Annotated in this window: 20 protein-coding genes, 21 tRNA genes and 4 pseudogenes; 30 read left to right on the top strand and 15 right to left on the bottom strand. The window is 69.8% G+C overall.

Features of this window, described 5'->3' with window-relative positions; all coding sequences use genetic code 11:
* Positions 1–293: pseudogene (locus R6Y94_RS44175) on the bottom strand (hypothetical protein); the annotation flags it as partial.
* Positions 294–667: 374 nt separating this feature from the next.
* On the opposite strand from R6Y94_RS44175, the gene R6Y94_RS44170 reads away from it, so the two are divergent.
* Positions 668–943 carry an e9imm peptide gene (locus R6Y94_RS44170; protein ID WP_318403253.1) on the top strand — a complete coding sequence of 92 codons (276 nt, stop codon included), beginning with the start codon at positions 668–670 and terminating at the stop codon, positions 941–943.
* Positions 944–1,163: 220 nt separating this feature from the next.
* Here the strand turns inward: R6Y94_RS44170 and R6Y94_RS44165 are convergent, their stop codons facing one another.
* The 7 genes and pseudogenes from R6Y94_RS44165 to rsgA all read right to left on the bottom strand — a co-directional run bounded on the left by R6Y94_RS44165 (position 1,164) and on the right by rsgA (position 10,494).
* Positions 1,164–1,868, bottom strand: a complete 705-nt coding sequence (locus R6Y94_RS44165; protein ID WP_318403251.1) for a hypothetical protein — start codon at positions 1,866–1,868, stop codon at positions 1,164–1,166.
* Positions 1,831–2,790 (bottom strand): hypothetical protein, encoded by a 960-nt coding sequence (locus R6Y94_RS44160; protein WP_318403250.1) that lies wholly within the window; start codon positions 2,788–2,790, stop codon positions 1,831–1,833. The genes R6Y94_RS44165 and R6Y94_RS44160 overlap by 38 nt, the downstream gene beginning before the upstream one ends.
* Positions 2,791–3,070: 280 nt before the next feature.
* Positions 3,071–3,331 carry an SAV_915 family protein gene (locus R6Y94_RS44155; RefSeq protein WP_318403248.1) on the bottom strand — a complete coding sequence of 87 codons (261 nt, stop codon included), beginning with the start codon at positions 3,329–3,331 and terminating at the stop codon, positions 3,071–3,073.
* Positions 3,332–3,533: 202 nt separating this feature from the next.
* Positions 3,534–5,471, bottom strand: coding sequence for an excinuclease ABC subunit UvrC (uvrC, locus tag R6Y94_RS44150; RefSeq protein ID WP_318403246.1), 1,938 nt, complete (start codon positions 5,469–5,471; stop codon positions 3,534–3,536).
* A 77-nt stretch (positions 5,472–5,548) separates the two neighbouring features.
* On the bottom strand, positions 5,549–6,037 hold the full coding sequence (locus R6Y94_RS44145; RefSeq protein WP_318403244.1) for a Rieske (2Fe-2S) protein: 489 nt from the start codon (positions 6,035–6,037) through the stop codon (positions 5,549–5,551).
* 298 nt (positions 6,038–6,335) lie between these two features.
* A pseudogene (gene uvrA / locus R6Y94_RS44140) lies at positions 6,336–9,281 on the bottom strand (excinuclease ABC subunit UvrA); the annotation flags it as partial.
* A 142-nt stretch (positions 9,282–9,423) separates the two neighbouring features.
* Positions 9,424–10,494: a ribosome small subunit-dependent GTPase A gene (gene rsgA / locus R6Y94_RS44135; RefSeq protein WP_318403243.1), complete on the bottom strand. Its 1,071-nt coding sequence runs from the start codon at positions 10,492–10,494 to the stop codon at positions 9,424–9,426.
* A 221-nt stretch (positions 10,495–10,715) separates the two neighbouring features.
* On the opposite strand from rsgA, the gene R6Y94_RS44130 reads away from it, so the two are divergent.
* A complete protein-coding gene (locus R6Y94_RS44130; protein WP_318403241.1) occupies positions 10,716–11,471 on the top strand; it encodes a maleylpyruvate isomerase family mycothiol-dependent enzyme in 756 nt (251 codons plus the stop codon).
* A 48-nt stretch (positions 11,472–11,519) separates the two neighbouring features.
* Positions 11,520–12,173: an MBL fold metallo-hydrolase gene (locus R6Y94_RS44125; protein WP_318403239.1), complete on the top strand. Its 654-nt coding sequence runs from the start codon at positions 11,520–11,522 to the stop codon at positions 12,171–12,173.
* Positions 12,174–12,288: 115 nt separating this feature from the next.
* Here R6Y94_RS44125 and R6Y94_RS44120 read toward each other — a convergent pair whose 3' ends face one another.
* On the bottom strand, positions 12,289–12,846 hold the full coding sequence (locus R6Y94_RS44120; protein WP_318403237.1) for a DUF3618 domain-containing protein: 558 nt from the start codon (positions 12,844–12,846) through the stop codon (positions 12,289–12,291).
* On the bottom strand, positions 12,843–13,274 hold the full coding sequence (locus R6Y94_RS44115) for a phage holin family protein (protein WP_318403235.1): 432 nt from the start codon (positions 13,272–13,274) through the stop codon (positions 12,843–12,845). Before R6Y94_RS44115 ends, R6Y94_RS44120 begins: the two co-directional genes overlap by 4 nt.
* A 529-nt stretch (positions 13,275–13,803) precedes the next feature.
* Here R6Y94_RS44115 and R6Y94_RS44110 point away from each other — a divergent pair.
* The 25 genes from R6Y94_RS44110 (at position 13,804) to R6Y94_RS43990 (ending at position 19,638) form a co-directional block, all read left to right on the top strand.
* Positions 13,804–14,607 (top strand): alpha/beta fold hydrolase, encoded by an 804-nt coding sequence (locus R6Y94_RS44110; protein ID WP_318403234.1) that lies wholly within the window; start codon positions 13,804–13,806, stop codon positions 14,605–14,607.
* A 399-nt stretch (positions 14,608–15,006) separates the two neighbouring features.
* A tRNA-Trp gene (locus tag R6Y94_RS44105) sits at positions 15,007–15,079 on the top strand.
* Between the two features lie 212 nt (positions 15,080–15,291).
* Positions 15,292–15,364 (top strand) — tRNA-Glu (locus tag R6Y94_RS44100).
* A gap of 11 nt (positions 15,365–15,375) precedes the next feature.
* Positions 15,376–15,446 (top strand) — tRNA-Ala (locus R6Y94_RS44095).
* Positions 15,447–15,459: 13 nt separating this feature from the next.
* Positions 15,460–15,543, top strand: a tRNA-Gln gene (locus tag R6Y94_RS44090).
* Positions 15,544–15,549: 6 nt separating this feature from the next.
* Positions 15,550–15,623, top strand: a tRNA-Leu gene (locus R6Y94_RS44085).
* Positions 15,624–15,632: 9 nt separating this feature from the next.
* Positions 15,633–15,706, top strand: a tRNA-Gly gene (locus R6Y94_RS44080).
* A gap of 51 nt (positions 15,707–15,757) precedes the next feature.
* On the top strand, positions 15,758–16,198 hold the full coding sequence (locus R6Y94_RS44075) for an HNH endonuclease (protein ID WP_318403232.1): 441 nt from the start codon (positions 15,758–15,760) through the stop codon (positions 16,196–16,198).
* A 35-nt stretch (positions 16,199–16,233) separates the two neighbouring features.
* Positions 16,234–16,305, top strand: a tRNA-Gln gene (locus R6Y94_RS44070).
* Between the two features lie 84 nt (positions 16,306–16,389).
* Positions 16,390–16,857 (top strand): hypothetical protein, encoded by a 468-nt coding sequence (locus R6Y94_RS44065; RefSeq protein WP_318403230.1) that lies wholly within the window; start codon positions 16,390–16,392, stop codon positions 16,855–16,857.
* Between the two features lie 103 nt (positions 16,858–16,960).
* Positions 16,961–17,036: transfer RNA gene (locus R6Y94_RS44060), tRNA-Leu, on the top strand.
* 171 nt (positions 17,037–17,207) lie between these two features.
* Positions 17,208–17,280, top strand: a tRNA-Leu gene (locus tag R6Y94_RS44055).
* A gap of 22 nt (positions 17,281–17,302) precedes the next feature.
* A tRNA-Ser gene (locus tag R6Y94_RS44050) sits at positions 17,303–17,388 on the top strand.
* A gap of 5 nt (positions 17,389–17,393) precedes the next feature.
* Positions 17,394–17,468, top strand: a tRNA-Arg gene (locus R6Y94_RS44045).
* 6 nt (positions 17,469–17,474) lie between these two features.
* Positions 17,475–17,548, top strand: a tRNA-Pro gene (locus R6Y94_RS44040).
* A gap of 67 nt (positions 17,549–17,615) precedes the next feature.
* Positions 17,616–18,359: a hypothetical protein gene (locus R6Y94_RS44035; protein WP_318403228.1), complete on the top strand. Its 744-nt coding sequence runs from the start codon at positions 17,616–17,618 to the stop codon at positions 18,357–18,359.
* 495 nt (positions 18,360–18,854) lie between these two features.
* A tRNA-Ser gene (locus R6Y94_RS44030) sits at positions 18,855–18,937 on the top strand.
* 14 nt (positions 18,938–18,951) lie between these two features.
* Positions 18,952–19,024: transfer RNA gene (locus R6Y94_RS44025), tRNA-Lys, on the top strand.
* Between the two features lie 2 nt (positions 19,025–19,026).
* Positions 19,027–19,098, top strand: a tRNA-Met gene (locus R6Y94_RS44020).
* 2 nt (positions 19,099–19,100) lie between these two features.
* Positions 19,101–19,173 (top strand) — tRNA-Val (locus R6Y94_RS44015).
* A gap of 7 nt (positions 19,174–19,180) precedes the next feature.
* Positions 19,181–19,254, top strand: a tRNA-Glu gene (locus R6Y94_RS44010).
* Between the two features lie 28 nt (positions 19,255–19,282).
* Positions 19,283–19,355, top strand: a tRNA-Val gene (locus R6Y94_RS44005).
* A 20-nt stretch (positions 19,356–19,375) separates the two neighbouring features.
* A tRNA-His gene (locus R6Y94_RS44000) sits at positions 19,376–19,452 on the top strand.
* Between the two features lies 1 nt (position 19,453).
* Positions 19,454–19,536, top strand: a tRNA-Tyr gene (locus tag R6Y94_RS43995).
* A 29-nt stretch (positions 19,537–19,565) separates the two neighbouring features.
* Positions 19,566–19,638 (top strand) — tRNA-Cys (locus tag R6Y94_RS43990).
* A gap of 275 nt (positions 19,639–19,913) precedes the next feature.
* Here the strand turns inward: R6Y94_RS43990 and R6Y94_RS43985 are convergent.
* Both R6Y94_RS43985 and R6Y94_RS43980 read right to left on the bottom strand, forming a co-directional pair.
* Positions 19,914–20,165, bottom strand: a complete 252-nt coding sequence (locus tag R6Y94_RS43985) for an SCO4848 family membrane protein (RefSeq protein WP_318403226.1) — start codon at positions 20,163–20,165, stop codon at positions 19,914–19,916.
* Positions 20,166–20,458: 293 nt separating this feature from the next.
* Positions 20,459–21,067 (bottom strand): DedA family protein, encoded by a 609-nt coding sequence (locus tag R6Y94_RS43980; protein ID WP_318394589.1) that lies wholly within the window; start codon positions 21,065–21,067, stop codon positions 20,459–20,461.
* A gap of 219 nt (positions 21,068–21,286) precedes the next feature.
* On the opposite strand from R6Y94_RS43980, the gene R6Y94_RS43975 reads away from it, so the two are divergent.
* Positions 21,287–21,490 (top strand): cold-shock protein, encoded by a 204-nt coding sequence (locus R6Y94_RS43975; protein WP_278063023.1) that lies wholly within the window; start codon positions 21,287–21,289, stop codon positions 21,488–21,490.
* Here the strand turns inward: R6Y94_RS43975 and R6Y94_RS43970 are convergent.
* From R6Y94_RS43970 to R6Y94_RS43960, 3 genes and pseudogenes are all read right to left on the bottom strand, one after another.
* Positions 21,471–21,824 (bottom strand): hypothetical protein, encoded by a 354-nt coding sequence (locus R6Y94_RS43970; RefSeq protein ID WP_318394625.1) that lies wholly within the window; start codon positions 21,822–21,824, stop codon positions 21,471–21,473. The genes R6Y94_RS43975 and R6Y94_RS43970 overlap by 20 nt on opposite strands.
* 139 nt (positions 21,825–21,963) lie before the next feature.
* A pseudogene (locus R6Y94_RS43965) lies at positions 21,964–22,299 on the bottom strand (MFS transporter); the annotation flags it as partial.
* A 50-nt stretch (positions 22,300–22,349) separates the two neighbouring features.
* Positions 22,350–22,739 (bottom strand): annotated as a pseudogene (locus tag R6Y94_RS43960) (MFS transporter); the annotation flags it as partial.
* A gap of 178 nt (positions 22,740–22,917) precedes the next feature.
* Between R6Y94_RS43960 and R6Y94_RS43955 the strand changes: the two are divergent.
* Positions 22,918–23,973, top strand: coding sequence for an NAD(P)-dependent oxidoreductase (locus tag R6Y94_RS43955; protein ID WP_318394588.1), 1,056 nt, complete (start codon positions 22,918–22,920; stop codon positions 23,971–23,973).
* The last annotated feature ends 7 nt before the right edge of the window (positions 23,974–23,980 follow it).

Below are 23,980 nucleotides of genomic sequence, written 5' to 3'. Positions count from 1 at the left end.
GACTGCTCACCCCGGACACCATGCGGCACGAGCTTGTCCCGCGACGGCTTACCGCCCTTACGGTCCTTGTCGCTCTTGCTCTTGTCACTCTTATCCTTGTGGTCCTTGTCGGCCTGCATGACCGACTGCGACACCGGCGAGCCGGCATGCTCGGGAGCGGCCTGCGCGGCCACGGCGGGGCCGGCGACAGCGCCGCCGACGAACGCCAGACCAGCCACACCCAGCGCGGTCCTACGAACCAGAGAAGTCTGCTCGACGGCCGGGAGCCATCGGCTGAACAGAGTCTTGTTCATGATGGTCCTTCCAATCGGGGATAAACACCCCAGCCGGGGACGCGGGGTGCCATTGGAAACGAAACCTCGTCCCGAGACACACGCTGACGCTGGTCTCCAGGGACACAAGAACGCCCGATCACCTGCGGGGGGGATGCCGGTACTCGGGCGAACACCATATGTAACGACCGGCGGCCCCGGATCATTCCCCGAGGGCCCCGCCACCAGCCCAGCTCACAGGCGGTGACACTCAGCCGCACGGTGAATGTAACGACCGGCAGGCCACCAACATTCCACCCACCCGACTCGATCATGAAACCGAACCGGACAGGCCATCACAGTCGGGACCCGTACGGGATGCCGTATTCTCAGGCTTCGGACGGAGGGTGTGGGACATGGCCGAGAGGTCGATCGGCGACAATCGGGACGGCAACTTGGCCGATCGGCTGGCCCGGGCCGAACTGGTGGCAATCGTCGATCGGATCATGTCGACGGAAGGCACCCAGGAGGAACTCGACAGCCTGCTGGCCCTGCTCGACCGGCAAGGTCCGACACCCGACGGGTTTGTCAGCGGACTGATCTACTACCCGGAGGAGCACGGACTCGGCCCGGCACCCAGGCCGGCCGAGATCGTCGAGCGGCTGCTGGCGTACCGTCCGATCACGCTGTAGCCCCCGACGGCCATGCCAGGGCCTCGAAGGAGACCCTCCGGACTCGGTCAGCCAAGGCTGGTCCGACATCCCGGGTCCCGTTGGCGGGCGTGCCCCGGCTAGCTTGCCATTCGACGCAGGGCGGCTGGAGTCCCGAGTTCTTCGCGATCCTCTGCGTGCAGGAGATAGTGCGCCAGGGTCCGTAGCAGGAGGGCAGGGTCTGCGGCGAGCCAGTTCCCGCTCACCGTCGTGAACGGCGACATCGCCTGTGTTTCCTGAACCGGGACGGCCGAGGTAGTTCCGGGTGACAGTGTCCGGAGAGGAAATCGTACGCATCATGATGATCGGTCCGTTGGCCCAGCCAGCCACGACGTCGACGAACGCGTGCCAGGGCACGTAGTGCGTGAACGTCAATCCATCGATGATGGATGCCGTCGGCGCTGACAACAACCTGACCCGGCGCGAGTCGCAGGAAGACGGCTAGGAAGACGCCGAGCAGGATGGCCGCCACCGCCAGCACAGTAGCGATGACGTACCCCTGCGCCCCGCCCTGTCCGACAGCGACGACGCAGATCCCGACGAGCGCCACGATCGTCAACGCGACGGTGGCGCTCAGCCAGTACGTCGGAGCGGCGGCGTACCGAAAGACGAGCCCTTCGGGTTCCTGCCGCACCCCAGCGGTGTCCGTCCTCCGCCGGCCGTCAAAGATGCCGTGTAGGCCGAGCCCGGCGATGTGCCCGAAATAGATCGCCAAGACGCCGAGCACAACAGCGCTGACGGCAGCACCGATGACGGCTTGCCAGAGCGCCGCCGCGGTAGCTGCCAAGGCGAATGCGCTGAGCAGAACGGTGCCGAAGATGACCAGGGCCGATCGCGGCTTGCCGGTCCACTCCGCTGGCCAGGCAGAATCATGCTGTTGCGTAACCATCAGAAAATCGAGTCCCATGCCTTCTTCGCGCCGTCGCCGATGGCGCTGCCCGCGTCCCCAACAGCGTCGCCAACTGCCGAGATGCCGCCCTCGATGCTGTCCTTGACCCCCTGCGGCAATTGGTCATACCCCCACAGTCCAGAGCACCACTGGCGGCCGACCCGAAGGCCAGGCCGCCAACAGCACCGACGACGGTGCCGACCACCGGAACTGGGGTCATCGAACCGATCGCCGCGCCCGCGCCCATGGCGACGAGCGCGCCGCCAACGCCGGAGATGACAGCCTTGCCAGCCGGCTTGCCCTGGTGGATGTCGTAGCCGATGCCGGCCGCCGTGATGCCGAGCCCGACAATAGGTATCTTGCTGGCAATCTGTCGTCCCGCGGTCGGCGCCTTCCTGGCAAGTTCGTCGGCCTCGAGAAACGTCTTCCACGCGGCGTTGTTCAGTGCGCGTGCCTGCGCGGAACCACCAGGTGACTTGAGGTAGTGCTCGGCGTAGCGTTTCGAGTCAGCCATCAATGCCATGGATTGCGCCTTCAGAACGCTCTGATGCTTTGCGACCAGGCCCCCGATCACCGCGCCGTTGACCAGATCGCCTGCCTGCTGACCGGCGTCGGTAACCGTCAGCCCGGCGTCCTCGGCGATACGCCGGGCGCGGGCCATTCCCTGCTGTGCGGTCTCCAGGTCGTCGGGGTACCCGGCGAGCGAACCGGCCGCCGTCTCGATGTCCATTCGCAGCATGTCTGCCTTCCGGCTGCCGCTGTCCATTCGGTCGCGGAACGCCGGACCGGCACCGCCCCGCCAGCCTCTCGCCGCATCGTCACGAACAGCACGCAGTTCGGTGACTGCGTGATCCACCTCTGCTGCCAACGTACTCCGCAGCCATCGCGAGGACGCGCGGATCCCTTCCGGGTCGCCCTCGATGCGGGTGTCGATCGCCATCAGAAGAGCCCGCTCAGACCATGTGCTGCCGCCGAGTCGCTGCGGCCGTAGTTTCCCTCGCCAGGTCCAGCCGGTCACCTGCTTCCTTCAGGCCCACGACGAGATTTCCCGAGCCCTCGGTCAAATGCCCGAACCAGGGCTGCGACATCCGGTGTCAGATCGCCGGCATCCGGTGTGGACGGCACGCCACCTCCCACCGCGTCCAGAGTCTCTCCGGCCTGTCGCAGACGTCCGGCTGGCGTCTGGAGACCGGCCAAATCGACCCGAGCCTCCTGCGTCATCAGGACACCTCCGCCCGACGTCGGTGCTCTTCCGGGATCTCTAGATCCAGCAGTACGATCTCGAACCCCGTGTCCAATCGGATCTTCTCCAGGTCAGCGGTCGGTATAAGCGTCCACGGCTGCTCCGGTCCACAGCAGTCCACGAGCCGATCGAGAGTGGAGTAGGCGAGCAGCGCCAATTTTCCTTCGCGGGTCTGGCGCAAATCCACAGTCAACTGGTTGTCACCACGCCGTACCGGCGCACACAGCACGTAGACCACTGGCGGAATGATCATCGAACGGGTCCCGGAGGCCGCTGCCCCTCCCCGTGCTGCGGCGGCCAACCATTCTCGATGGCTGAAGAAGGCGTCCTCACCATGGGTAGCAGTCTGTTCCCGGAAAGCCGCACAAGCTGACCCAGCGTCAAACGGACTTGACCATAGGTGATCTTTCTTTGGTGGACGGCTCGGCTGGTCTGGGAAGTCAGCGGGTCTCCGGGGCCGGCGCCGGGTTCAGTGCCGCGACGATCGCCTCGGCGGTACGCCGGCCCACCCCCGGCACCTCGGCGATCTCGTCCACCGTGGCCGCCGCCAGCCGCTTCACCGACCCGAAGTGTCGCAGCAGTGCCTTGCGGCGTACCTCGCCGAGGCCGGGGACCTGATCGAGGCCGGAGACGGTCATCCGCTTGGAGCGGCGCTGCCGGTGGAACGTGATGGCGAACCGGTGCGCCTCGTCCCGGACCCGCTGCAGCAGATAGAGCCCTTCGGAGGTGCGCGGCAGGATGATCGGGAACTCGTCGCCGGGCAGCCACACCTCCTCCAGCCGCTTGGCCAGCCCGCAGAGTGCGATGTCGTCGAGGCCCAGTTCGGCGAAGACCTCCGCGGCGGCGGCGACCTGGGGCTGCCCGCCGTCCACCACCACGAGCTGCGGCGGGTACGCGAACTTGCGTGGCCGCCCGGTGGTCGGGTCGATGCCCGGCCGGTCCGGGTCGGAGGCCATCTCGTCGCCGATCTCCCCGGTCTCACCCCGGGCCTGTAGGTAACGGGCGAACCGCCGGCGCAGTACCTCGGAGAGCGCCGACAGGTCGTCGGTGGCGCCGCGCACCACGAACCGCCGGTATTCGCTCTTGCGCGGCAGGCCGTCCTCGAAGACGACCATGCTGGCCACCACGTCGGTGCCCTGGATCTGCGAGACGTCGTAGCACTCGATGCGCAGCGGCGCGGTACGCAGCCCGAGCGCCTCGGTGATCTCGTCCAGCGCCTCGCTGCGGGTGGTCAGGTCACCGGCCCGGCGCAGCTTGTGCCGGGTCAGCGCCTCGGCCGCATTCCGGGCCACCGTCTCCAGCAGCGCCTTCTTGTCGCCGCGCTGCGGCACCCGCAGGGCCACCTTGCCGCCCCGGCGCGCCGACAGCCACTCGGCCAGCGCGTCGACGTCGGCCGGCAGCGCGGGCACCAGCAGCTCGCGGGGCACGTCACTCTCCCCTTCGGCCTCGCCGTAGACCTGGGAGCAGAAGTGGTGCACCAGGTCTCCGGTGGTCAGGTCCTCGACCTTCTCCACCACCCAGCCGCGCTGGCCGCGTACCCGGCCGTCCCGGACGTGGAAGACCTGGACCGCCGCCTCCAGCGGATCCTCGGCGAACGCCACCACGTCGGCGTCGGTGCCGTCGCCGAACACCACGGTCTGCTTCTCCATCGCCCGACGCAGCGCCACGATGTCGTCGCGCAGCCGGGCGGCCCGCTCGAACTCCAGCGCCTCGCTGGCCTCGCCCATCTCGCGTTCGAGCCGGCGGACCATCTGGTCGGTGCGGCCGGCCATGAAGTCGCAGAACTCGTCGACGATCCGGCGGTGCTCGTCGGGCGAGGCCCGGCCGACGCACGGGGCCGAGCACTTGCCGATGTCACCGAGCAGGCACGGCCGGCCGATCTGGGCCTGCCGCCGGAACACCCCGGCGGAGCAGGTCCGGGCCGGGAAGACCCGGAGCAGCAGGTCCAGCGTCTCGCGGATCGCCCAGGCGTGCGAGTACGGCCCGAAGTAGCGCACCCCCTTGCGCTTGGCGCCCCGCATCACCTGGAGCCGCGGGAACTCCTCGTCGAGGGTGACCGCGAGATAGGGGTACGACTTGTCGTCCCGGTAGCGCACGTTGAACCGGGGGTCGTACTGCTTGATCCAGTTGTACTCGAGCTGCAGCGCCTCGACCTCGGTGCCGACGGTGACCCAGTCCACGCTGCCGGCGGTGGTGACCATCTGCTGGGTGCGCTGGTGCAGGTTCCACAGGTCGCCGAAGTAGGAATTGAGGCGGCTGCGCAGGCTCTTGGCCTTGCCGACATAGATCACCCGGCCGCTGGGATCACGGAATCGGTATACCCCGGGCAGGTCGGGAATCGTGCCCGGTGCCGGGCGATAGGTAGCGGGGTCGGGCACGCCGACAAGCGTAGTCCCCACCTGGGACACCACCTGGCGCGGCGACCGCACGGTCGGCCGCGCCAGGCGTCCCCGGCTCAGGCCAGGACGATGTTGTCCCCGTCGACCGTGACCTTCTTCTCGGCCAGTGGCTTGGTGGCCGGGCCACCCTTGACCGAGCCGTCCGCCACGGAGAACTTGCTGAAGTGGCAACTGCAGTTGATGGTGCCGCCGTCGACGCCGGTCACCGGGCACTGCTGGTGGGTGCAGATCGAGCTGAAGGCCTTGAAGTCGCCCTCGGTCGGCTGGGTGACCACAACCTGCTGGTCCGCAATGATCTTGCCGCCGCCGACCGGGATCTCGCTCTTCTTGGCCAGCGCGGCGGTGCTGCCACCCTCGGCCGGAGCGCTCGCCGAACCGCTGGGGGCCGGAGCGCCGCCGGCCGACGGGCTGCTTCCGGTGCCGTCGAGCGCGTCGTCGTCGCCGGTGCCGCACGCGGCCAGCACCACGGACGCGCCAACCACACCCGCACCGGCCAACAGCGCCCGTCGGGTCTGCGTGCCCGGCCCGGTCAGTTCGTCACTCATACCTAGCCTTCCTCTTCGGCGCCGCGCTCCTGGTCGTCCGCGGCCACGCCCGAAGACACGGATATATCCACCAACCGGTTCAACCGGACCGGCGTCAGGACTTTCCGGTACGCCGGCTCTTCGCCGGCCCGGTCTTCGCGGTCGTGGTCTTCGCCGTCGTACCCGCCCGGGTGGCGCCGCCCTTCACCGTACCGCCGCCGGCCCGGCCGTTGCCGGCCTTCGCGGTACCGTCACCGGTCTTGGTCGCGCCGCCGTTTGCCCTGGTCACGCCGCCGTCTGCCGGTGCAGCGCCGCCGGCCTTCGCACCGCCGCCGTTGGCCTTCGCGGTGCCGGTGGCCTTCGCGGTGCCGTTCGCCCGGGTCGCCCGGGTGGTGGCCGCGCTCGATCCCCGTGCCGGTCCGGTCAGCCCGAGCACCGGCCGGAGGAACTGCCCGGTGTGGCTCTCCGGCACCTCCGCCAGCTCCTCCGGGGTACCGGCAGCCAGCACCGTGCCGCCCCGGTGCCCGCCCTCCGGGCCCATGTCGACCAGCCAGTCGGCGGTCTTGATCACGTCGAGGTTGTGCTCGATGACGATCACCGTGTTGCCCTTGTCGACCAGGCTCTCCAGCACCCCGAGCAGCTTGCGGATGTCCTCGAAGTGCAGCCCGGTGGTCGGCTCGTCGAGCACGTACACCGTCCGGCCGGTGGAGCGCTTCTGCAACTCGGAGGCGAGCTTGACCCGCTGTGCCTCACCGCCGGAGAGGGTTGGTGCCGGCTGGCCGAGCCGGACGTACCCGAGGCCGACGTCGACCAGGGTCTTCAGGTGCCGGTGGATGGCCGGGATCGCCGAGAAGAACTCGGCCGCCTCCTCGATCGGCATCTCCAGGATGTCGGAGACCGTCCGCCCCTTGTAGTGCACCTCCAGGGTCTCCCGGTTGTAGCGGGCACCCTTGCAGACCTCGCACGGCACGTAGACGTCGGGCAGGAAGTTCATCTCGATCTTGATCGTGCCATCGCCGCTGCACGCCTCGCACCGGCCGCCCTTGACGTTGAAGGAGAACCGGCCCGGCCCGTAGCCCCGGACCTTCGCCTCGGTGGTCTCGGCGAAGAGCTTGCGGACGTGGTCCCAGACCCCGGTGTAGGTCGCCGGGTTGGACCTCGGGGTACGCCCGATCGGCGACTGGTCCACCCCGACCACCTTGTCGACGTGCTCCAGGCCGGTGATCCGGGTGTGCCGGCCAGGCACCAGCCGGGCCCCGTTGATCTGGTTGGCGAGTACGGCGTAGAGGATGTCGTTGACCAGCGTCGACTTGCCCGAACCGCTGACCCCGGTGACCGCGATGAACTGGCCGAGCGGGAACGAGACGGTCAGGTTCCGCAGGTTGTGCTCGCGGGCTCCCTGCACCACCAGCTCCCGGCCCGGCATCTGCGGCCGGCGCCCCTGCGGAGTCGGGATCGACCTGCGGCCGGACAGGTAGGCCCCGGTCACCGACTCGGCGTTGGCCAGCAGCTCCGGCACCGAACCGCTGTGCACGATCTTGCCGCCGTGCTCGCCGGCCCCCGGCCCGATGTCGACGATCCAGTCCGCCGTCCGGATGGTGTCCTCGTCGTGCTCCACCACGATCAGCGTGTTGCCCAGCCCCTTGAGCCGGACCAGCGTCTCGATCAGCCGGTGGTTGTCCCGCTGGTGCAGCCCGATCGACGGCTCGTCCAGCACGTAGAGCACCCCGACCAGACCGGAGCCGATCTGGGTGGCGAGTCGGATCCGCTGCGCCTCGCCGCCGGAGAGGGTGCCGGCCGGGCGGTCCAGCGACAGGTAGTCCAGGCCGACGTCGACCAGGAAGCGGAGCCGGGCGTTGATCTCCTTGAGCACCCGCTCGGCGATCATCTTCTGCCGGTCGGTGAGAGTCATCCCGGCGAGCAGTTCCGCGCACTCGCCCACCGACAGCGCGCAGACCTCGGCGATGTTCCGCCCGCCCAGGGTGACCGCCAGTACCTCCGGCTTGAGCCGGCTGCCCCGGCAGACCGGGCAGGGCACGTCCCGCATGTACCCCTCGTACTTGTCGCGGGACCAGTCCGACTCGGTGTCGTTGTGCCGCCGCTCGATCCACTGCACCACGCCCTCGAAGCCGGTGTAGTAGGAGCGCTCGCGGCCGTACTTGTTGCGGTAGCGGACGTGCACCTGGTCGCCGGAGCCGTGCAGGATGGTCTTCTGCGCCCGGGACGGCAGCGCCCGCCACGGGGTGTCCAGGTCGAAGTGCTCGGCCTCGCCCAACGCCTCCAACAGGCGGAGGAAGTATTCCTGGGTGTGCCCGCCGGACCACGGCTGGACGGCGCCCTCCCGCAGGGTCCGCTCCCCGTCCGGGATGATCAGCTCGGCGTCGACCTCCTTCTTGGTGCCCAGCCCGGTGCACTCGGGGCAGGCGCCGTACGGGGCGTTGAAGGAGAAGACCCGGGGTTCGAGGTCCTCGATCGCCAGCGGGTGGTCGTTGGGGCAGGCCAGATGCTCGGAGTAGCGCCGCTCGCGGGCCGGGTCGTCCTCCGGCAGGTCGACGAAGTCGAGCAGCACCAGCCCGCCGGAGAGCCCGAGCGTGGCCTCGACCGAGTCGGTGAGCCGCTGCTTGGCGCTCGCCTTGACGGTGAGCCGGTCCACCACCACCTCGATGGTGTGCTTCTCCTGCTTCTTCAGCTTCGGCGGCTCGGTCAGCGGATAGACCACCCCGTCGACCCGGGCCCGGGCGTAACCCTTGGCCTGGAGTTCGGCGAAGAGGTCGACGTATTCGCCCTTGCGGCCGCGCACCACCGGGGCCAGCACCATGAACCGGATGCCCTCGTCCATCGCCAGCACCCGGTCGACGATCTGCTGCGGGCTCTGCTTGGAGATCTTCTCGCCGCAGATCGGGCAGTGCGGCTCGCCGACCCGGGCGAAGAGCAGCCGGAGGTAGTCGTAGACCTCGGTGATGGTGCCGACGGTGGAGCGCGGGTTGCGCGAGGTGGACTTCTGGTCGATCGAGACGGCCGGGCTGAGGCCCTCGATGAAGTCGACGTCCGGCTTGTCCATCTGGCCGAGGAACTGCCGGGCGTACGACGACAGCGACTCCACGTACCGTCGCTGGCCCTCGGCGAAGATCGTGTCGAAGGCCAGGCTGGACTTGCCGGAACCGGAGAGCCCGGTGAAGACGATCAGGGCGTCGCGTGGCAGGTCGAGGTTGACGTCGCGCAGGTTGTGTTCACGCGCGCCACGGATGATCAGTCGGTCGGCCACTGTCCGCGCACTCCCGGGGAGAAAAGATATGTTCTGTCCGATTTGGCGGCGCAGAGAAGCGCCTCGGCAACTCTAGCCCCGGCGTATGACAGTTTTCCCCGCCGGCAGATTCCCGCAGCTCAACGCCCCCGATCCCGGCAGCTCACCGCCCCGGGCCGCCCCGACTCCGCTGCTCCTTGCGAATCCGCTTCCATTTGTACCGCTCCTCGGCCGCCAACCGCGCGTCCCGACGGCGTGTCTCGTACGCCACCTCGCGCTGGAGCTTCTGCCAGCTCGCCCAGCGCCGCGGGCTCAGTTCGCCGGTCTCCAGCGCGCCCTGGATCGCGCAGCCCGGCTCGCCCCGGTGCCCGCAGTCGGCGAACCGGCAGGCGGCGACGAGTGCGGCCACGTCGGCGAAGGCCTGGTCCAGCCCGACCGCCGCGTCGAGCAGACCCACCGCCCGCACCCCCGGGGTGTCCAGCACCGCTCCCCCGCCCGGAATCGGGATCAGTTGCCGGTGCGTGGTGGTGTGCCGGCCCTTGCCGTCCACTCCGCGTACCCCCTGGGTGGTCATCACCGTCGCGCCGGCCAGGGCGTTCACCAGCGTCGACTTGCCAACACCGGACGGCCCGAGCAGCGCCAGGGTCCGGCCGGCGGCGACCCACGGGCGCAGCCGGGCCAGCCCGGTACCGCGCTGAGCGCTCACCGGCAGCACCTCGACGCCCGGCGCCGCCTCGCCGAGTTGCTCGGCCACCGCCACCGGATCGGCGACCAGGTCACATTTGGTGAGCACCAGCAGCGGGGTGGCGCCGGACTCCCAGGCCAGCGCGAGCAGCCGCTCGATCCGGGCCACGTCCGGCGACGGGTGCAGCGGCTCGATCACCGCCGCCGCGTCGGCGTTGGCCGCCAACACCTGGCCGGTCGAGTCCTTGTCGGCGGTCCGCCGCACGATCGCGGTACGCCGGGGCAGCACCGCCTGCACGGTCAGTCGCCGATCCGGCCAGTCCCGGACCAGCACCCAGTCACCCGCACACGGCAGGTTGACCGCGTCCCGGGCGGCCGCTATCAGCAGCCCGCCGCCGAGACTGGCCCGGACCGGACCGTTCGTGCCGAGCACGGTGCAGACTCCCCGGTCGACCCGGACCACCCGCCCGGGCCGTAGTTCGTCGCCGCGTTCCGGATAGGCCGCGGCCAGCGACGCGTCCCAGCCGAGGGACGCGAGATCGAAGGTCATGTCAACCCTTGTCGTCAGGAGTGGAATTCAGCAGTCGAATCCAGAAGTGGAAACGGTGGCCCCGCGCACAGCGACCGGCATGCATCCCACCTCCTCACGCCTTGCGGGTGTGGTGTCGACGGTAGGTGCTGGTCCGACCGGACCGAAAGCCAATTCCGGCCCGCCGCTCCCGGCGGAGGCGTCCGGGCCCCTCCGGTCGTCGGGCGCTATCGTCGTGACTCGTGACACTCGACCCACTCGCGCTGCTGCCCGAGGTGGACCGGGCGACGGACCGGCTGTTGCGGACCGTCGACGGGCTCGACGACGCGGCGATCGCCGAGCCGTCCCTGCTCCCGGGCTGGACCCGGGGGCACGTGCTCAGCCACCTCGCCCGGAACGCCGACAGCTTCGTCAACCTGCTGACCTCGGCGCGTACCGGCGCGGACATTCCGCAGTACCCGAACCCGGCGGCCCGGAACGCGGACATCGCGGCCGGCGCGGCCCGGCCGGCCGCCGTCCAACTCGCCGACCTGCGGGCCAGCGCGGAGCGGTTCGCCGAGGCCGCCCGGGCGTTGCCCGCGGATTCCTGGGCCACACAGGTCCGCTCCGCCCGAGGGCTGCGGCCCGCCGCCACCCTGACCTGGGGGCGGCTGCGCGAGGTGGAGGTGCACCACGTCGACCTCGCCGCCGGCTACCGGACCGCCGACTGGCCGGACGCGTTCGGCCAGCGGCTGCTGCACGAGGTGGTGCACGACCTGGCCGAGCGGGACGACCCGCTCGCCCTGGTGCTGCTGCCGGCGGAGACCAGGCAACGGCTGACCGTCGACACCGGCCGGGGCCGGCCGGTCGGCATCCCGGCCCCGGACAGCGGCCCGGAACTGCGCACCGTCGCCGGCCCGGCGCACGAACTGGCGGGTTGGCTGACCGGCCGGAGCGCCGGTACCGGCCTCGTCGTCACCCCCGCCGGACCGCTGCCGGCACCCCCGTCCTGGATCTGATCCGCCGACCCGACTCTGCTCCGCCGACCAACTCGGAGGCACCCGAACATGAGCTACACCGGAGACGTCGTCGCCGACGGCCCACCCGACGTACGCGAGCTGACCGGCCTGACCGTCAGCAAGCTCTCGGTCGGCCCGATGGACAACAACGCGTACCTGCTGCGCTGCGCCTCGACCGGCGAGCAGGTGCTGATCGACGCGGCCAACGAAGCGCCCCGGCTGCTGGAGCTGATCGGCGACGGCGGGCTGGCCGCCGTGATCACCACGCACCGGCACATGGACCACTGGGTCGCGCTGGAAGAGGTGGTGGCCAGCACCGAGGCCCGGTCGCTGGTGCATGCCGACGACGCGGACGGGCTGCCGATCCCCTCTGAAACGCTCGCGGACGGCGACCGGATCCGGGTCGGAGACCGCGAGCTAGCGGTGATCCACATCGTCGGGCACACCCCCGGCTCCGTCGCGCTGCTCTATCGGGACGAGGTCGACGGGACGCACCTGTTCACCGGGGACTCGCTGTTTCCGGGCGGGGTCGGCAACACCGACCGGGACCCGGTGCGGTTCGGCTCGCTGATCAACGACGTGGAGCAGAAGATCTTCGACCGGCTGCCGGACGAGACCTGGTTCTATCCGGGTCACGGCCGGGACAGCACGCTCGGCGCCGAACGGCCTTCGCTACCGGAGTGGCGCGCCCGGGGCTGGTAGCCAGGATCGCCTTCCAGGCATCGCCCGTCTCGTCTGCGCGCGTGTCGACCACTGGCCTGGCCCTACTCGTTGGTCGTCGGAAGCCACGCCGACGGTTACCGTGCTGCTGGCGTGCTCAGCGGGAGATGCGCCGGGACCCGGAGAAGCGTTTCACGGACCTGATCGCCGCCGACCGCCACGGAGCCATCGGCTGAGCCATCCGCAGCAGCCGGTCGGCGTTCCACTGGCCGCTCCGACGCCTGGCTCGGGCCACCTCCATGCGCTTCCGCCCGATCACCACGCCAGCGATCATCGCGACGGCACCGAGGGCGAACGGCACCGGGTTGTGCCGGACGATTCCGCCCGCCCGGTTGACCGAGGCGCCCACCACCTGAGCACCGCGTGCGCCCTGCTGGCCGGCATCCGCAGCCATCTGGCCCACCCTCCGCTGCGCCTGTCCCACCTTCTGGCTCACCACTCCCGGCAGGTGCGCCGCCTTCTCGCGTACTGTCCCGGTGGCCTGTGTCGATCGTTCCCGGAGCCGGTCCGTGGCCTGTCCGGCCTGTTGGCGGCCACGGGCCCGTATGTCCGTCTTGGCCGCCAACGCCTGAACCGTTTCGCCGAGTTCGGCACGCCGCCTGTCGATCTCCTCACGGGTCCGGTCCACGTCCCCGGTGCCGTCCCCCATCGTCATGACCGTCCCCGATCCTTGGCCGCGTTCCGCACCGTTTCGGCATCGGCGCGCAGGCTTCCCGCCGTCGATTTCGGCATCGGAGGCGCCGCCCGGCGGACCTGCTTCTGGCCCGATCGCGCGAGCAATCCCGCGAGACCCGCCAGAATGACACCGACGACGAGTGCGGCCAGTGCTGCCGGGATGATGTAGCTCAACGCCACCACCGCTGCGGCGATCAGGGCACCACCGGCGTAGAGGGCCACAGCACCGCCGCCACCGAACAGCCCGGCGCCGATCCCCGCACGCTTCCCCTTCTCTGACATCTCCAGCTGAGCTAGTGCGAGTTCCTCGCGGAGCAGTCCGGATATCTGCTCGGCGGCCCGCTGCACCAACTCCGGTGTGGTGGCTCCGTCGCCGCTCGTACTTGTGCTGGCCGAGGCATCCCCCATGGCTTCTCCTCCCGTACGGCTGTCGGACCGGACCCGCGCGGCCGAGGCGACCCTTGCAAGCCGCCGGAGTTGGGCCTTGCGGCAGCGTCACCCTCCCCGCTGCCGGGATGACGGCACGGGCGTGTTGAGGGCCGTCGGACCTCCGTCCGCACAGGCCGAAGCCCCGGCTGAAGTTCGTCCCGAAGGTTCAGTCGACTCGCCAGAGACCAACTGCTCTCATCGTGCCACCGGCCATTGCCGGACAGGAACGAAACTGACGCTTCCGCCCGCCCTGACCTGGCTGTACGCCTCACCGGTCCCGGATCGGGTCGAGCATCCGCTCCGTGCCGATCTCCAGATACGGCGTGCGAACAGTTCGATCGTGGGCGTGCCGAAGGGGGATGGTGGTCGAGCCGACGCCGCAGGCGCACCGGCGGGTCTCGCGGCGAAGAGGCGGCAGCGCCCACCACAGCGCGCGGGGCTGGCGAGTCCCGCACGCCACGGAAGGTCGTCCTTGGTGAGGCTGGCTAACTGGTGTAGCTTTAAGGCTATGGCTAACACCCACTACCTTCGCCGCCCGGAGGGGCGTATCGCGTACGACCTCTGGGACGGCGACGGCCCGCTGGTGATCTGCACACCGGGGATGGGCGAGCTGCGCCAGTCGTACCGGCTGCTCGCGCCGAAGCTGGTCGAGGCGGGCTACCGGGTGGCCGTCATGGACATCCGGGGGCACGGCGACAGCGACACCAGCTTCTCCCGGTACGACGACGTCGCGCTCGCCAGCGACCTGCTCGGCCTCCTCGACGAACTCGGCGGATCCGGATACCTGGTCGGCAACTCCATGGGCGGCGGAGCCGCCGTGATCGCCGCCGCCGACGCCCCGGCGAAGGTACGCGGCCTCGCCCTGCTCAGCCCGTTCGTCCGGAACCCCGCCGGGGCGGCCGTGATGAACCTGCTGTTCCGGATCATGCTCCTCCGGCCCTGGGGCCCGGCGGCCTTCCTCGGCTACTACCCGAAGTGGCTGCCCGGCACCAAGCCCGACGGCTACCAGCAGCACCTCGCCCGGGTACGCGACAACCTGCGCCGGCCCGGGCACTGGCGGGCCTTCGTGCAGACCAGCCGCAGCTCGCACGAGCCGGCCCGGCAACGGCTGCCCGAAGTGTCGGCCCCCGCCGTCGTGGTGATGGGCGCCGCCGACGTGGACTGGAAGGACCCGGCGGCCGAGGCGCACTGGATCGGCGAACAGCTCGAAGCCGAGGTGGTGGTGGTACCCGGAGTGGGTCACTACCCGCAGGCCCAGGCACCCGACGCGGTGGCGGCCGCGGTGAGCCGCCTGGTCGAACGGGTCCGCTGAGTCCGGTGGGTACCGTTGCCGGCACCGCTGTCCACCGGTGCCGGCAACGCCACTGAGCAGCCATTCCCGCCCGACGACCGGGACGGTGCGCGGAAAGCCGAAAAAGATGTTGCTCCGCGCGGGAGCGACCCCTACCGTAGTTACCACAGCGATCAACAAAGCGACACCGAAACGACAGGAGCATCCGATGTTGTGGCAGGCCTCATCGCGAGCGTGGCGGCAGAAGCCGTACGTTCCGGCGGGTTTCGCCATGCTCGGGCGCCCCGTCCACCTAAGCGCCGGCGAATGTGCCGAACTGGGCGGCTGGCGGACGTAACGCGACTCCACTCGCGTCTACGCCGCCCTCCCAGACCCGGGACCGGGCGGCGTTTCTTTTGCCCACCCGGGCTTTCACCACACAGGGGTGTGGCGCAACTGGCAGCGCAGCGGCCTCCAAATCCGAAGGTTGCAGGTTCGAGTCCTGTCACCCCTGCTTTTCCCCCGACCTCGGCCGGCGGGACCGGTACCACGTTGAAAACTCCACAGTGGATGGCATAGATGATGCCCGGCCGGCGCCGTACCACCGCGCCGGCCGGGCCGATCCGGGGCGAGGGAGACGGCTGACCCGCCTGTTTTGGGTACAGGAGACACCGAGTTCGATTCTCGGGTCCCGGACGCTGGATCCGGGGCGGCACCGCCCCGCCCGGACCGTTGGAGTAGTGGTTATCTCGCCAGACTCTCACTCTGGAGAAGGCCGGTTCGATTCCGGCACGGTCTACGTACGACGTCGCGGCCATAGCTCAACGGCAGAGCACCCGGCTTGCACCCAGAGGACCGGAGTTCGATGCTCCGTGGCCGCTCGACAGCACCCGACGGGGAATGGTGTAACTGGCAACATGCCCGGCTTTGAACCGGGAGACGGTAACGCTCGTGCTGGTTCGAGTCCAGCTTCCCCGGCCGTCCGCTCCGGTAGCCCAACGGCAGGAGGCAGCGCGCCCAAAACGCGCACAGTGTGCGTTCGAATCGCACCCGGAGCATTTTCCCACGCGGCTGTAGCGCAGATTGGCAGCGCGCCACCTTGCCATGGTGGAGGTCCCGGGTTCAAATCCCGGTAGCCGCTCCGAATATCCGACGAGAATTCCGTGACATCGACAAGAGAAGGAGGTATCCGGTGGACGTCCTGGTCATCAACGCCGACCTCGGCCCGCTCCACCGGGTCAGTCTCAGGCACGCCGTACGGATGCTGGTCCGGCGCGTCGCCGAGGTGCACGAGGCGGTACCGGACCGGCTGATCGGGGTCTACCCGGTGCCGACGGTGGTCCGCCTGGTGAAGTACGTCGTCACCAGATGGCGCTTCAGCTCGGGACCGGCCTGGTCCCGGTCGGGTGTACTCACCCGGGACGGGCGCCGGTGCGGCTACTGCGGCGGTCCCGCGAGCACCGTCGACCACATCCTGCCCCGCTCCCGCGGTGGCCGGAACACCTGGACCAACACCGTCGCGTCCTGCGACGGCTGCAATCAGCGCAAGGCAGACCGCACCCCCGCCGAGGCGGGCATGGTGCTGCGGTCGGCGGCGACGGTCCCGAGTTGGGCCGCGCTGACCCGGCGCTGACGGCGGCCGGCGGACTCTCCCCCGCCGGCTGTCAGTCCCAGGTCGTCTAATAGGTAGGACATGCGTCTCTGGAGCGCATTATTTAGGTTCGAGTCCTAACCTGGGAGCGAATTGAAATGGCTGGTAAGCCTCGCAAGTGGAGCGATGAGGATCTACGGGCCGCAGTCGCTGCCGCCACATCCTGGGAGCAGGTGACGAAGATCCTGGGCCTAGCCGGTGGGGGCGGCAGCTACCGCTCAATCAAGCGTGCCGCAGCCAGGTTGGAGTTGGACGCCGGTCACTTTCGGGGGCAAGGCTGGAACAAGGGTCTGGGAAAAGGGCGGAACCTTGAACTACAACGCGCGGCACAGAGGAGATGGTACGAGAAGAACAAGCAGGTGTATCTTGACCGCAATGATCGACGACGACGCAAGCTAGTCGCTCTATTGAGGTCGCTCAAAGACGAGCCTTGCACCGACTGCGGCGGCAGATATCCGTATTTCGCCCTGGAATTCGATCACCGCGACGACGAGGTGAAGGAATTCGATATCGCTGATGGCGTGCGGTCTCTGGTTGGCACCGGGAGACTGGTTGCGGAGATGAAGAAATGCGATCTGGTATGTGTTATCTGTCACCGCTTTCGCACAGCCCTGCGGGCGGGATGGGATGGGATGGGATGAGTACGGTGCGAAGTGGACGATAAGCTATCGCTACCGGCAGACAACACCTGATGTTTCCGTCGCGATACCGGATTTCCAGTAGATACTCCTCCGGGAGCGCGATGCCCTCGTGGCCCAATTGGTAGAGGCGCCAGGTCGAGAGCCTGGTCATCGTGCGCGTTCGAGTCGCGCCGAGGGCACTTCGGGGTGGGTGCTGGTGCACAGCGTTGCCTTGCAAGCTTCGCGTGCGCGGTTCGATCCCGCGTCACTCCACCGAACCTTTCTCGACCTGAACCGCGTGGCGCTCACACACCACGTCCGACCTTGCGGTTCGACGGACCGCAAAGGGGGGTCGAAAAAGGTTCACCCATGCCCGGGTAGCCCAACGGAAGAGGCCGCCGGCTCAGAACCGGTGTGTTGCAGGTTCGACTCCTGCTCCGGGTACTACGCGCCGTAGGCGCGGTTCGGAAGGATGGCCGAGAGGTCCATGGCGCCGCCCTGCTAAGGCGGACCGGCTCACACCCGGCGAGGGTTCGAATCCCTCTCCTTCCGCTCCTGCCCTTGTAGCTCAGTGGATAGAGCGGCGGCCTACGAAGCCGTGTCGAGCGGAGGTTCGAATCCTCCCAGGGGTACGGCATCGGGACGTGGCGCAGCTTGGTAGCGCACCGCACTGGGGGTGCGGAGGTCGCCGGTTCAAGTCCGGCCGTCCCGACTTCGACCGGGTCGCCGTACGTGGCGACGAGGACTATCGTCTGCCCGACGAGACCGAAAGGATCATGGTGCCCAATCCCACCGAACTGCACAAGGTCAACGCGCTGGTGCAGGGCTTCAAGCCGCAGGCCAAGCGGGAGCTCACCGACGCGCACCGGCGTACCCAGAAGGCGCCGCCGCTCTCCGGCATCTCCCGGACCTACCAGCCGTTCGCCGACGACATCCGCGAGCAGTTGCCGCCGGAGTCGACCCGGGTGCAGTACACCGTCCAGGAGGTCCTCGACGAGGTCGCCACCACCATGGGTCGCCTCTTCGACCTCCAGTTCCTCCAGGACACCGGCAACGCCACCGCCAAGGCCGACGTGGTGGTCGACGGGCGGACGCTGGTCCGCCAGGCACCGGTCACCTATCTGCTCTTCCTGGAGAAGCAGCTCGTCGACCTGCGCACCTTCGTCGACGGGCTGGCCACCCTGGACGCGGCGGAGCGGTGGGAGTTCGACCCCGACCGCGGCTGCTACGCGAGTACGCCGAGCCAGACCCAGAAGATGCGCAAGGTGCACCGCAACCACGTCAAGGCCGAGGCGACCGAGAAGCACCCGGCGCAGGTCGAGGTCTACACCGAGGACGTACCGGTGGGCACCTGGACCACCGTGAAGCTCTCCGGCGCCCTGCCGGCCGAGCGGGTCAAGGTGCTGCGCGGCCGGGTCGACAAGCTGCTGGAGGCGGTGAAGGTGGCCCGCGAGGAGGCCAACAGCACCACCGTCGAGGACCGCACCGTCGGCGACGAGGTGTTCGGCTACCTGTTCGGGTAGTCTCCCAGACACCCCCGTGGAGCGGGGGGTGGCGCGAGATGCGCCGAGACTGAGGCTGACCTGTCAGACTCATCAACGGTGACGGTTCCAGTGGAGGTTCGAGTCCTCCCCTCGGCACTTCGGGCCGAGGTAGCCCAACCGGTAGAGGCAGACCGGCACCGAGCAGGCTGAGACTATCGCTCCAGGCTCAGCACCCCCACCGATCGCCAGATCTACCGACCACGACAACCTCGACGGGATGCTGGTTCGAGTCCAGTCTGCCGCTCTCCCTGCGGCGGTCGCTTAATGGCAAAGCACGTCGACTGCAGACTGATCGTGGAGCTTAAACGCCGCTGGCGTGCGAACGGGTGGAACTTCAGGGCCCCCGGGGTCGGGCATACCCCGGGGGTCCGCCAAACTCTGAACTTTTTTCAACCTGAACCGCACGACGCGTGCGCCCCGACTTCCACCTGCGGCCACGACGGACCGCAAGGGGAGGTTGAAAAAGGTTCACTCGGAAGGCGCCGCCCGGCGGCGGGCGACCGGTCTTGAAAACCGGGGTGTCGGCAACGGCAGGGGTTCGACTCCTCCGCCTTCCTCGAACACATGTCACGCGCCGCTAGCTGAATGGTCAGAGCAACGCACTCTTAATGCGTGGGTTCAGGGTTCAAGTCCCTGGCGGCGTACTCGCGGGATGGCGCAGTGGTAGCGCGGCGGTCTCATAAGCCGCAGGCCCCGGGTTCGACTCCCGGTCCCGCCCCCGTTCCGGTAGCTCAGTCGGAAGAGCGTCGCGTCGACATCGCGAGGGTCGCTGGTTCGAGTCCAGTTCGGAACACGCACACGGCGCCGTGGACGAGCGGCGAGAGTCGCCAGGCTTTCACCCTGGATTTCGCGGGTTCGAATCCCGTCGGCGCTACCTCACTCCCCCGCTCTGCTGGAGCGATGCCCGGATAGCTCAGTGGTGGCAGCGCCTCGTTCACACCGAGGAGGTCCCTGGTTCGATCCCAGGTCCGGGTACTGGCCGTGAGGCCGCGATGGTGACTGTAGCTCAGCCGGAAGAGCGCCGGACTGTGGATCCGGAGGTCGCTGGGTTCGAGTCCCGCCAGTCACCCCACGCGGGTGCGCCGACGCTGGAGAGTCGGGCCTGTCTGTAGAACAGGTGCTTCGCGCTGAGGAGGTTCGAGTCCTCCCACCCGCACACCGTGCCCGTCGATGGGGGCACGGCCCGGCCTCGTTTCGTCCCCGGTGGGGCACCCCGCCTGCAAAGCGGGTGATGCGGGTTCGACTCCCGGCGAGGCCTCAATGCCATCCACTGTGGACACCATGGGCGCGGACGTTGGCTGCTCGGCCGCCGGTGAACCTTTTCAACCTCTCCTTGCGGTCCGTCAGGGCGACCAAGTGGAAGTCGGGGCGCAGACCCGCCCGGTTCAGGTTGAAAAGTTCACTCAGGATGGTGGTGTGCCCGGTTCGACACCGGGGCCCATGACTCGCCGGCCGGCGGTGGTGATGACGGGGGAACGCCGGCCGGCGCCCCAGCACGCCCAACGGCAGGACCAGATCAGGGCCGAGACCGGCTCAGGATCGAGGAGTCCGCCCGGCCCACCAGGCGCGGACGCCGAGCACGCCGACCGCGGTACCGATCGCCAGGGACGCCCCGATCAGCAGCGCGTGCACCCAGAGGAAGCTCGTCGGGCCGCCCTGCCCGATCTCCCCGCTCGACCAGGCCCGGGCGTCGTTCCAGATCGCGACGGCGAACCGGGGCCAGATCACCCAGGTCCACACGCCGACCAGGATCAGGAAACCGGCCCAGCGCCGCGACAACACCATGGCAGCCCAGTATGCCAGCCGGTACCCGGCCGGCCCTGGCCGGCGACATCGCCGGGCCGCTGTCACCGCCGGCCGAGGGTGTCACCCGGAGTCGACAGCCGGCCCCGGCGGCCGCTCACCCCCGGCCGACCGCCGGTCCGACCCGGCTGCGCGACCACGCCCCCGACCGGCCGTTGCCCCGGCCCGTCCCGGCACCCCGTGACCGCGATCCGCGTCCACCGGGTGGTGCCGGCCGGCCGCCCCAGCCCGCCGGCGCCACCCGGTCACCCCCCGACCCCCCCGCCACCGCACTGTCAGCCCTGGACCGTCGAGGCGAGTCGGCGGCGTACGCCCAGCAGGACGAGGCCGCCGAAGATCATCCCGAAGCCCACCGTGCCCACCAGTGCGAACGACTCGCCCGGCAGCAGCCCGCCAACCGACCGGGCCAGGATGCCGAGCACCATGTAGAGCCCGGCCCAGAGCACCGCGCCGACCGCCGCGAAGCTCAGGAACCGCCGGTACGACATCCGCAGCCCGCCCGCGGCGAGCGGCAGCAGCGCGTTCAGTACCGGCAGGAAGGGTGCCACCATCACCATCCGGCCCCCGCCACTGCTGAGAATCCGCTCGGCCGCCGACCAGCGCGCCTCCCCGATCCACGCCCCGGTACGGCTGCGCCGTAGCCGGGCGCCGAACCGCCGACCGGCGAAGAAGGTGAGCGACCAGCCGCCGAGGCAGCCGCCGATCACCGCCAGGAACGCCCCCACACTGGCCGGCCGACCGACCCCCACCGCGGCCAGTACCGCGACGTCGCCGGGCACGAGTACGCCGAGCAGTGGAATCGCGTCCAGCATCATGACACCGCCGAGCACCGCCAGAAAGACTCCCGACGGCAGTTCCCCCACCTGAACCAGCCAGTCCGCCACGTCAGGAACGTTACGGACGGAACGGCATCCGGACATCCGGGTCGAGCCCTGGTAACCGAGGCGGGCAACCCTGACTCGATCTAGGGGTGACTCCGCCGTCCGGCCTACGCCGAGGTTTGTACGACTCCCGACTTCCGCCCGCACCAAGTACGCAGGGAGGCTACTGTCGGTGACGTACAGGGCACGCCACGCACCGGGCGCGCCGCTAAGGAGACACCCATGGCAACCGGAACCGTCAAGTGGTTCAACTCGGAAAAGGGCTTCGGCTTCATCGAGCAGGACGGCGGAGGGCCGGACGTGTTCGTCCACTACTCCGCGATCGCCTCGTCCGGCTACCGCGAGCTCAACGAGGGGCAGAAGGTCGAGTTCGACGTCACCCAGGGCGAGAAGGGCCCGCAGGCGGCTAACGTGCAGCCGCGCTGACCAGTTCGCTACCCGCCGGGCGGGCCGGTGCCGCCGGCTCCGTGTCGTGCCGCGGTTCGGGTAGGTCGCGGCGCTTCCGCAGCGGGCCGATCAGCAGGATCAGCCCGCTCAGCGCCAGCCCGGCGGTGATCACCCACATCGCCGGGCGGAGGCCGAGCGCCATACCGAGCGCGCCGCCGAGCACGGCACCCAGCGGCATGGTGCCGAGGTTGACCACCTGCATGGTCACGCGGACCCGGCCGAGCAGCCGGTGCGGCACGTACGCCTGGCGGAAGCCTGCCTTGATCACGTTGCCGGCGACCACTCCGGCGCCGATCACCGTGCCGGCCAGCACCAGCAGGCCGAGCCGGGCGCCGGGAGCGGTCAGCGGGGATCAGCAACCCGAACGGTTCGGCGCCGAGGGCGCAGAGCAGCAGCGCGCGGGCGCTGCCGAGGTGCCGGGACAGCCTGGTGGCGATGGCAGCGCCGAGGCTCATCACGGCGACCAGGCCGCCGACCGTACCCGGACCGACCCCGACCTCGCGGACCAGGAAGACGACCAGGATCGCCTGGTAGCCGACCAGGCCGAGGTTGCTGACCGCGCCCCAGACGGTGAGCACCCGCAGGCAGGGATCGCGGGCGGTGAACCGTACCCCCTCGGCGATCTGCCGGCCGAGACCCGCCGCCGGATCGGCGGTGCGGCGTGGCTCCTGGCGACGGATCGACAGCAGGCAGGCGGCCGAGCCGAGGAAGCCGAGCACGTCCGCCAACAGCGCTGTCGCGGCGCCGACCAGGCTGGCCAGCAGGCCGGCCGCGCCCGGGCCGGCCACCTGGCCACCGCCTCGGTGCCCTGGAGCTTCGCGTTTCCCTCGGCCAGGTCGGCCCGGTCCAGCAGGGTGGGCAGGTAGACCTGGTACGCGGTCTTGAAGAAGACGCTCACGGTGCCGCCGCCCAGCGCAACGGCCAGCAGGTGCCCGATGGTGAGTACGCCGAGCCAGCCGGCGACCGGCACGCTGGCGAAGAGCAGCGCGGCGACCAGGTCGCAGGTCACCATCACCGGCCGGCAGCGCAGCCGATCCACCAGGGCGCCGGCCGGCAGACCGACCAGCAGCCAGGGCAGCCATGCGGCGGCGGTCAGCAGCGCCACCTGGAAGGTGCTGGCGTCGAGGGTGGCAACCGCCACCAGCGGCAGCGCCACGCTGGTGCCGAAGGTGCTGCTGGCCTGGCCGATCCAGAGCAGCCGGAAGTCCCGTTGCCGGAGCAGGCTCATTTCGTCTCCTCCCGCTCGCCGGCCTCGCGGCGGGGAGACCCGCGCCGTCCGACGCCGACGCCTCGGCGCGGGCACGTCCCACCAGTGGCGACGTTGTTCGGTCGGCATCGACGGGCGGCGGGTTCGGCTGAGAGCCGAAGGGCTCGCCAGCCTCCGCGCGGAGATCTAGCGTGACGCTATGGAGAAGCTCGCTCTGGTCGTCGGCGCCACCGGCCAGGTCGGCCGGGCCGCGGTCCGCGCCCTGGTCGCCGACGGCTGGCACGTCCGGGCCGCCGCCCGGGGCCTGCGGGCCGGGGCACCCTGGCCGCCGCACTGGAACGTCGAGCTGGTGCCGCTGGACCGCGAGGACGACGCCGGGCTGGCGGTCGCGGTCGGCGACGGCTGCGACGTACTGGTCGACACCGTCGCGTACGACGCCCGGCACGCCCGCCAACTGCTCCGGCTCGCCGACCGGATCGGTTCGGCCGTGATCGTCTCCACCGCCGGGGTCTACCTGGACGACGCCGGCCGGGGGTTCGGCGCCGAAGGGGTCCGGTTCCCGGTGCCGATCGCCGAGACCCAGCAGACCGTCGTACCGCTCGACCCGGACGCGGCGCCGGACGCGGAGACGTACGCGGCCGGCAAGGCGGCCCTGGAACGCGAACTGCTCGCCGCCGGGGCGGTCCTGCCGACCACGCTATTGCGGGCCGGTGCGATCCACGGGCCGCACACCGTGCACCCGCGCGAGTGGCACTTCGTCAAACGCGCCCTGGACCACCGGCCGGTACGGGTGCTGGCGTACGCCGGACAGAGCCGGTTCCATCCGGTCTCCACGGCCAACCTCGCCGAGCTGATCCGGCTCTCCGCCGCCGAGCCCGGGGCCCGGGTGCTCAACGCCGGCGACCCGGAGCCACCGACCGTACGCGAGATCGGCGCCGCCGTGCACGCGGTGCTGGACCACGGTGCGGAGGACGTGCTGATCGACGGCCCCTCGCCGGCACCACCGGTCGGCGAGACACCGTGGTCCACGCCGTGCCCGGTGGTGCTGGACATGAGCCTGGCGGAACGCCAGCTCGGCTACCGCCCGGTGACCAACTATCTCGACTCGCTGCCGGAGACCGTACGGTGGCTGGTGGACGCCGCGCACGGCCGGGACTGGCGGACCGTCTTCCCCGATCTCGCGCAGAACTACCGCACCGACTACTTCGACTACCTCGCCGAGGACGCCTGGCTGCGCCGCCGCACGACCGGCTGACTGACCA

The sequence above is a fragment of the Plantactinospora sp. KLBMP9567 genome, assembly GCF_033446045.1.
GTDB lineage: Bacteria > Actinomycetota > Actinomycetes > Mycobacteriales > Micromonosporaceae > Plantactinospora.
The sequence above is the reverse complement of the archived record's forward strand: the minus strand, read 5'-3'. Positions and strand labels throughout refer to the sequence as shown.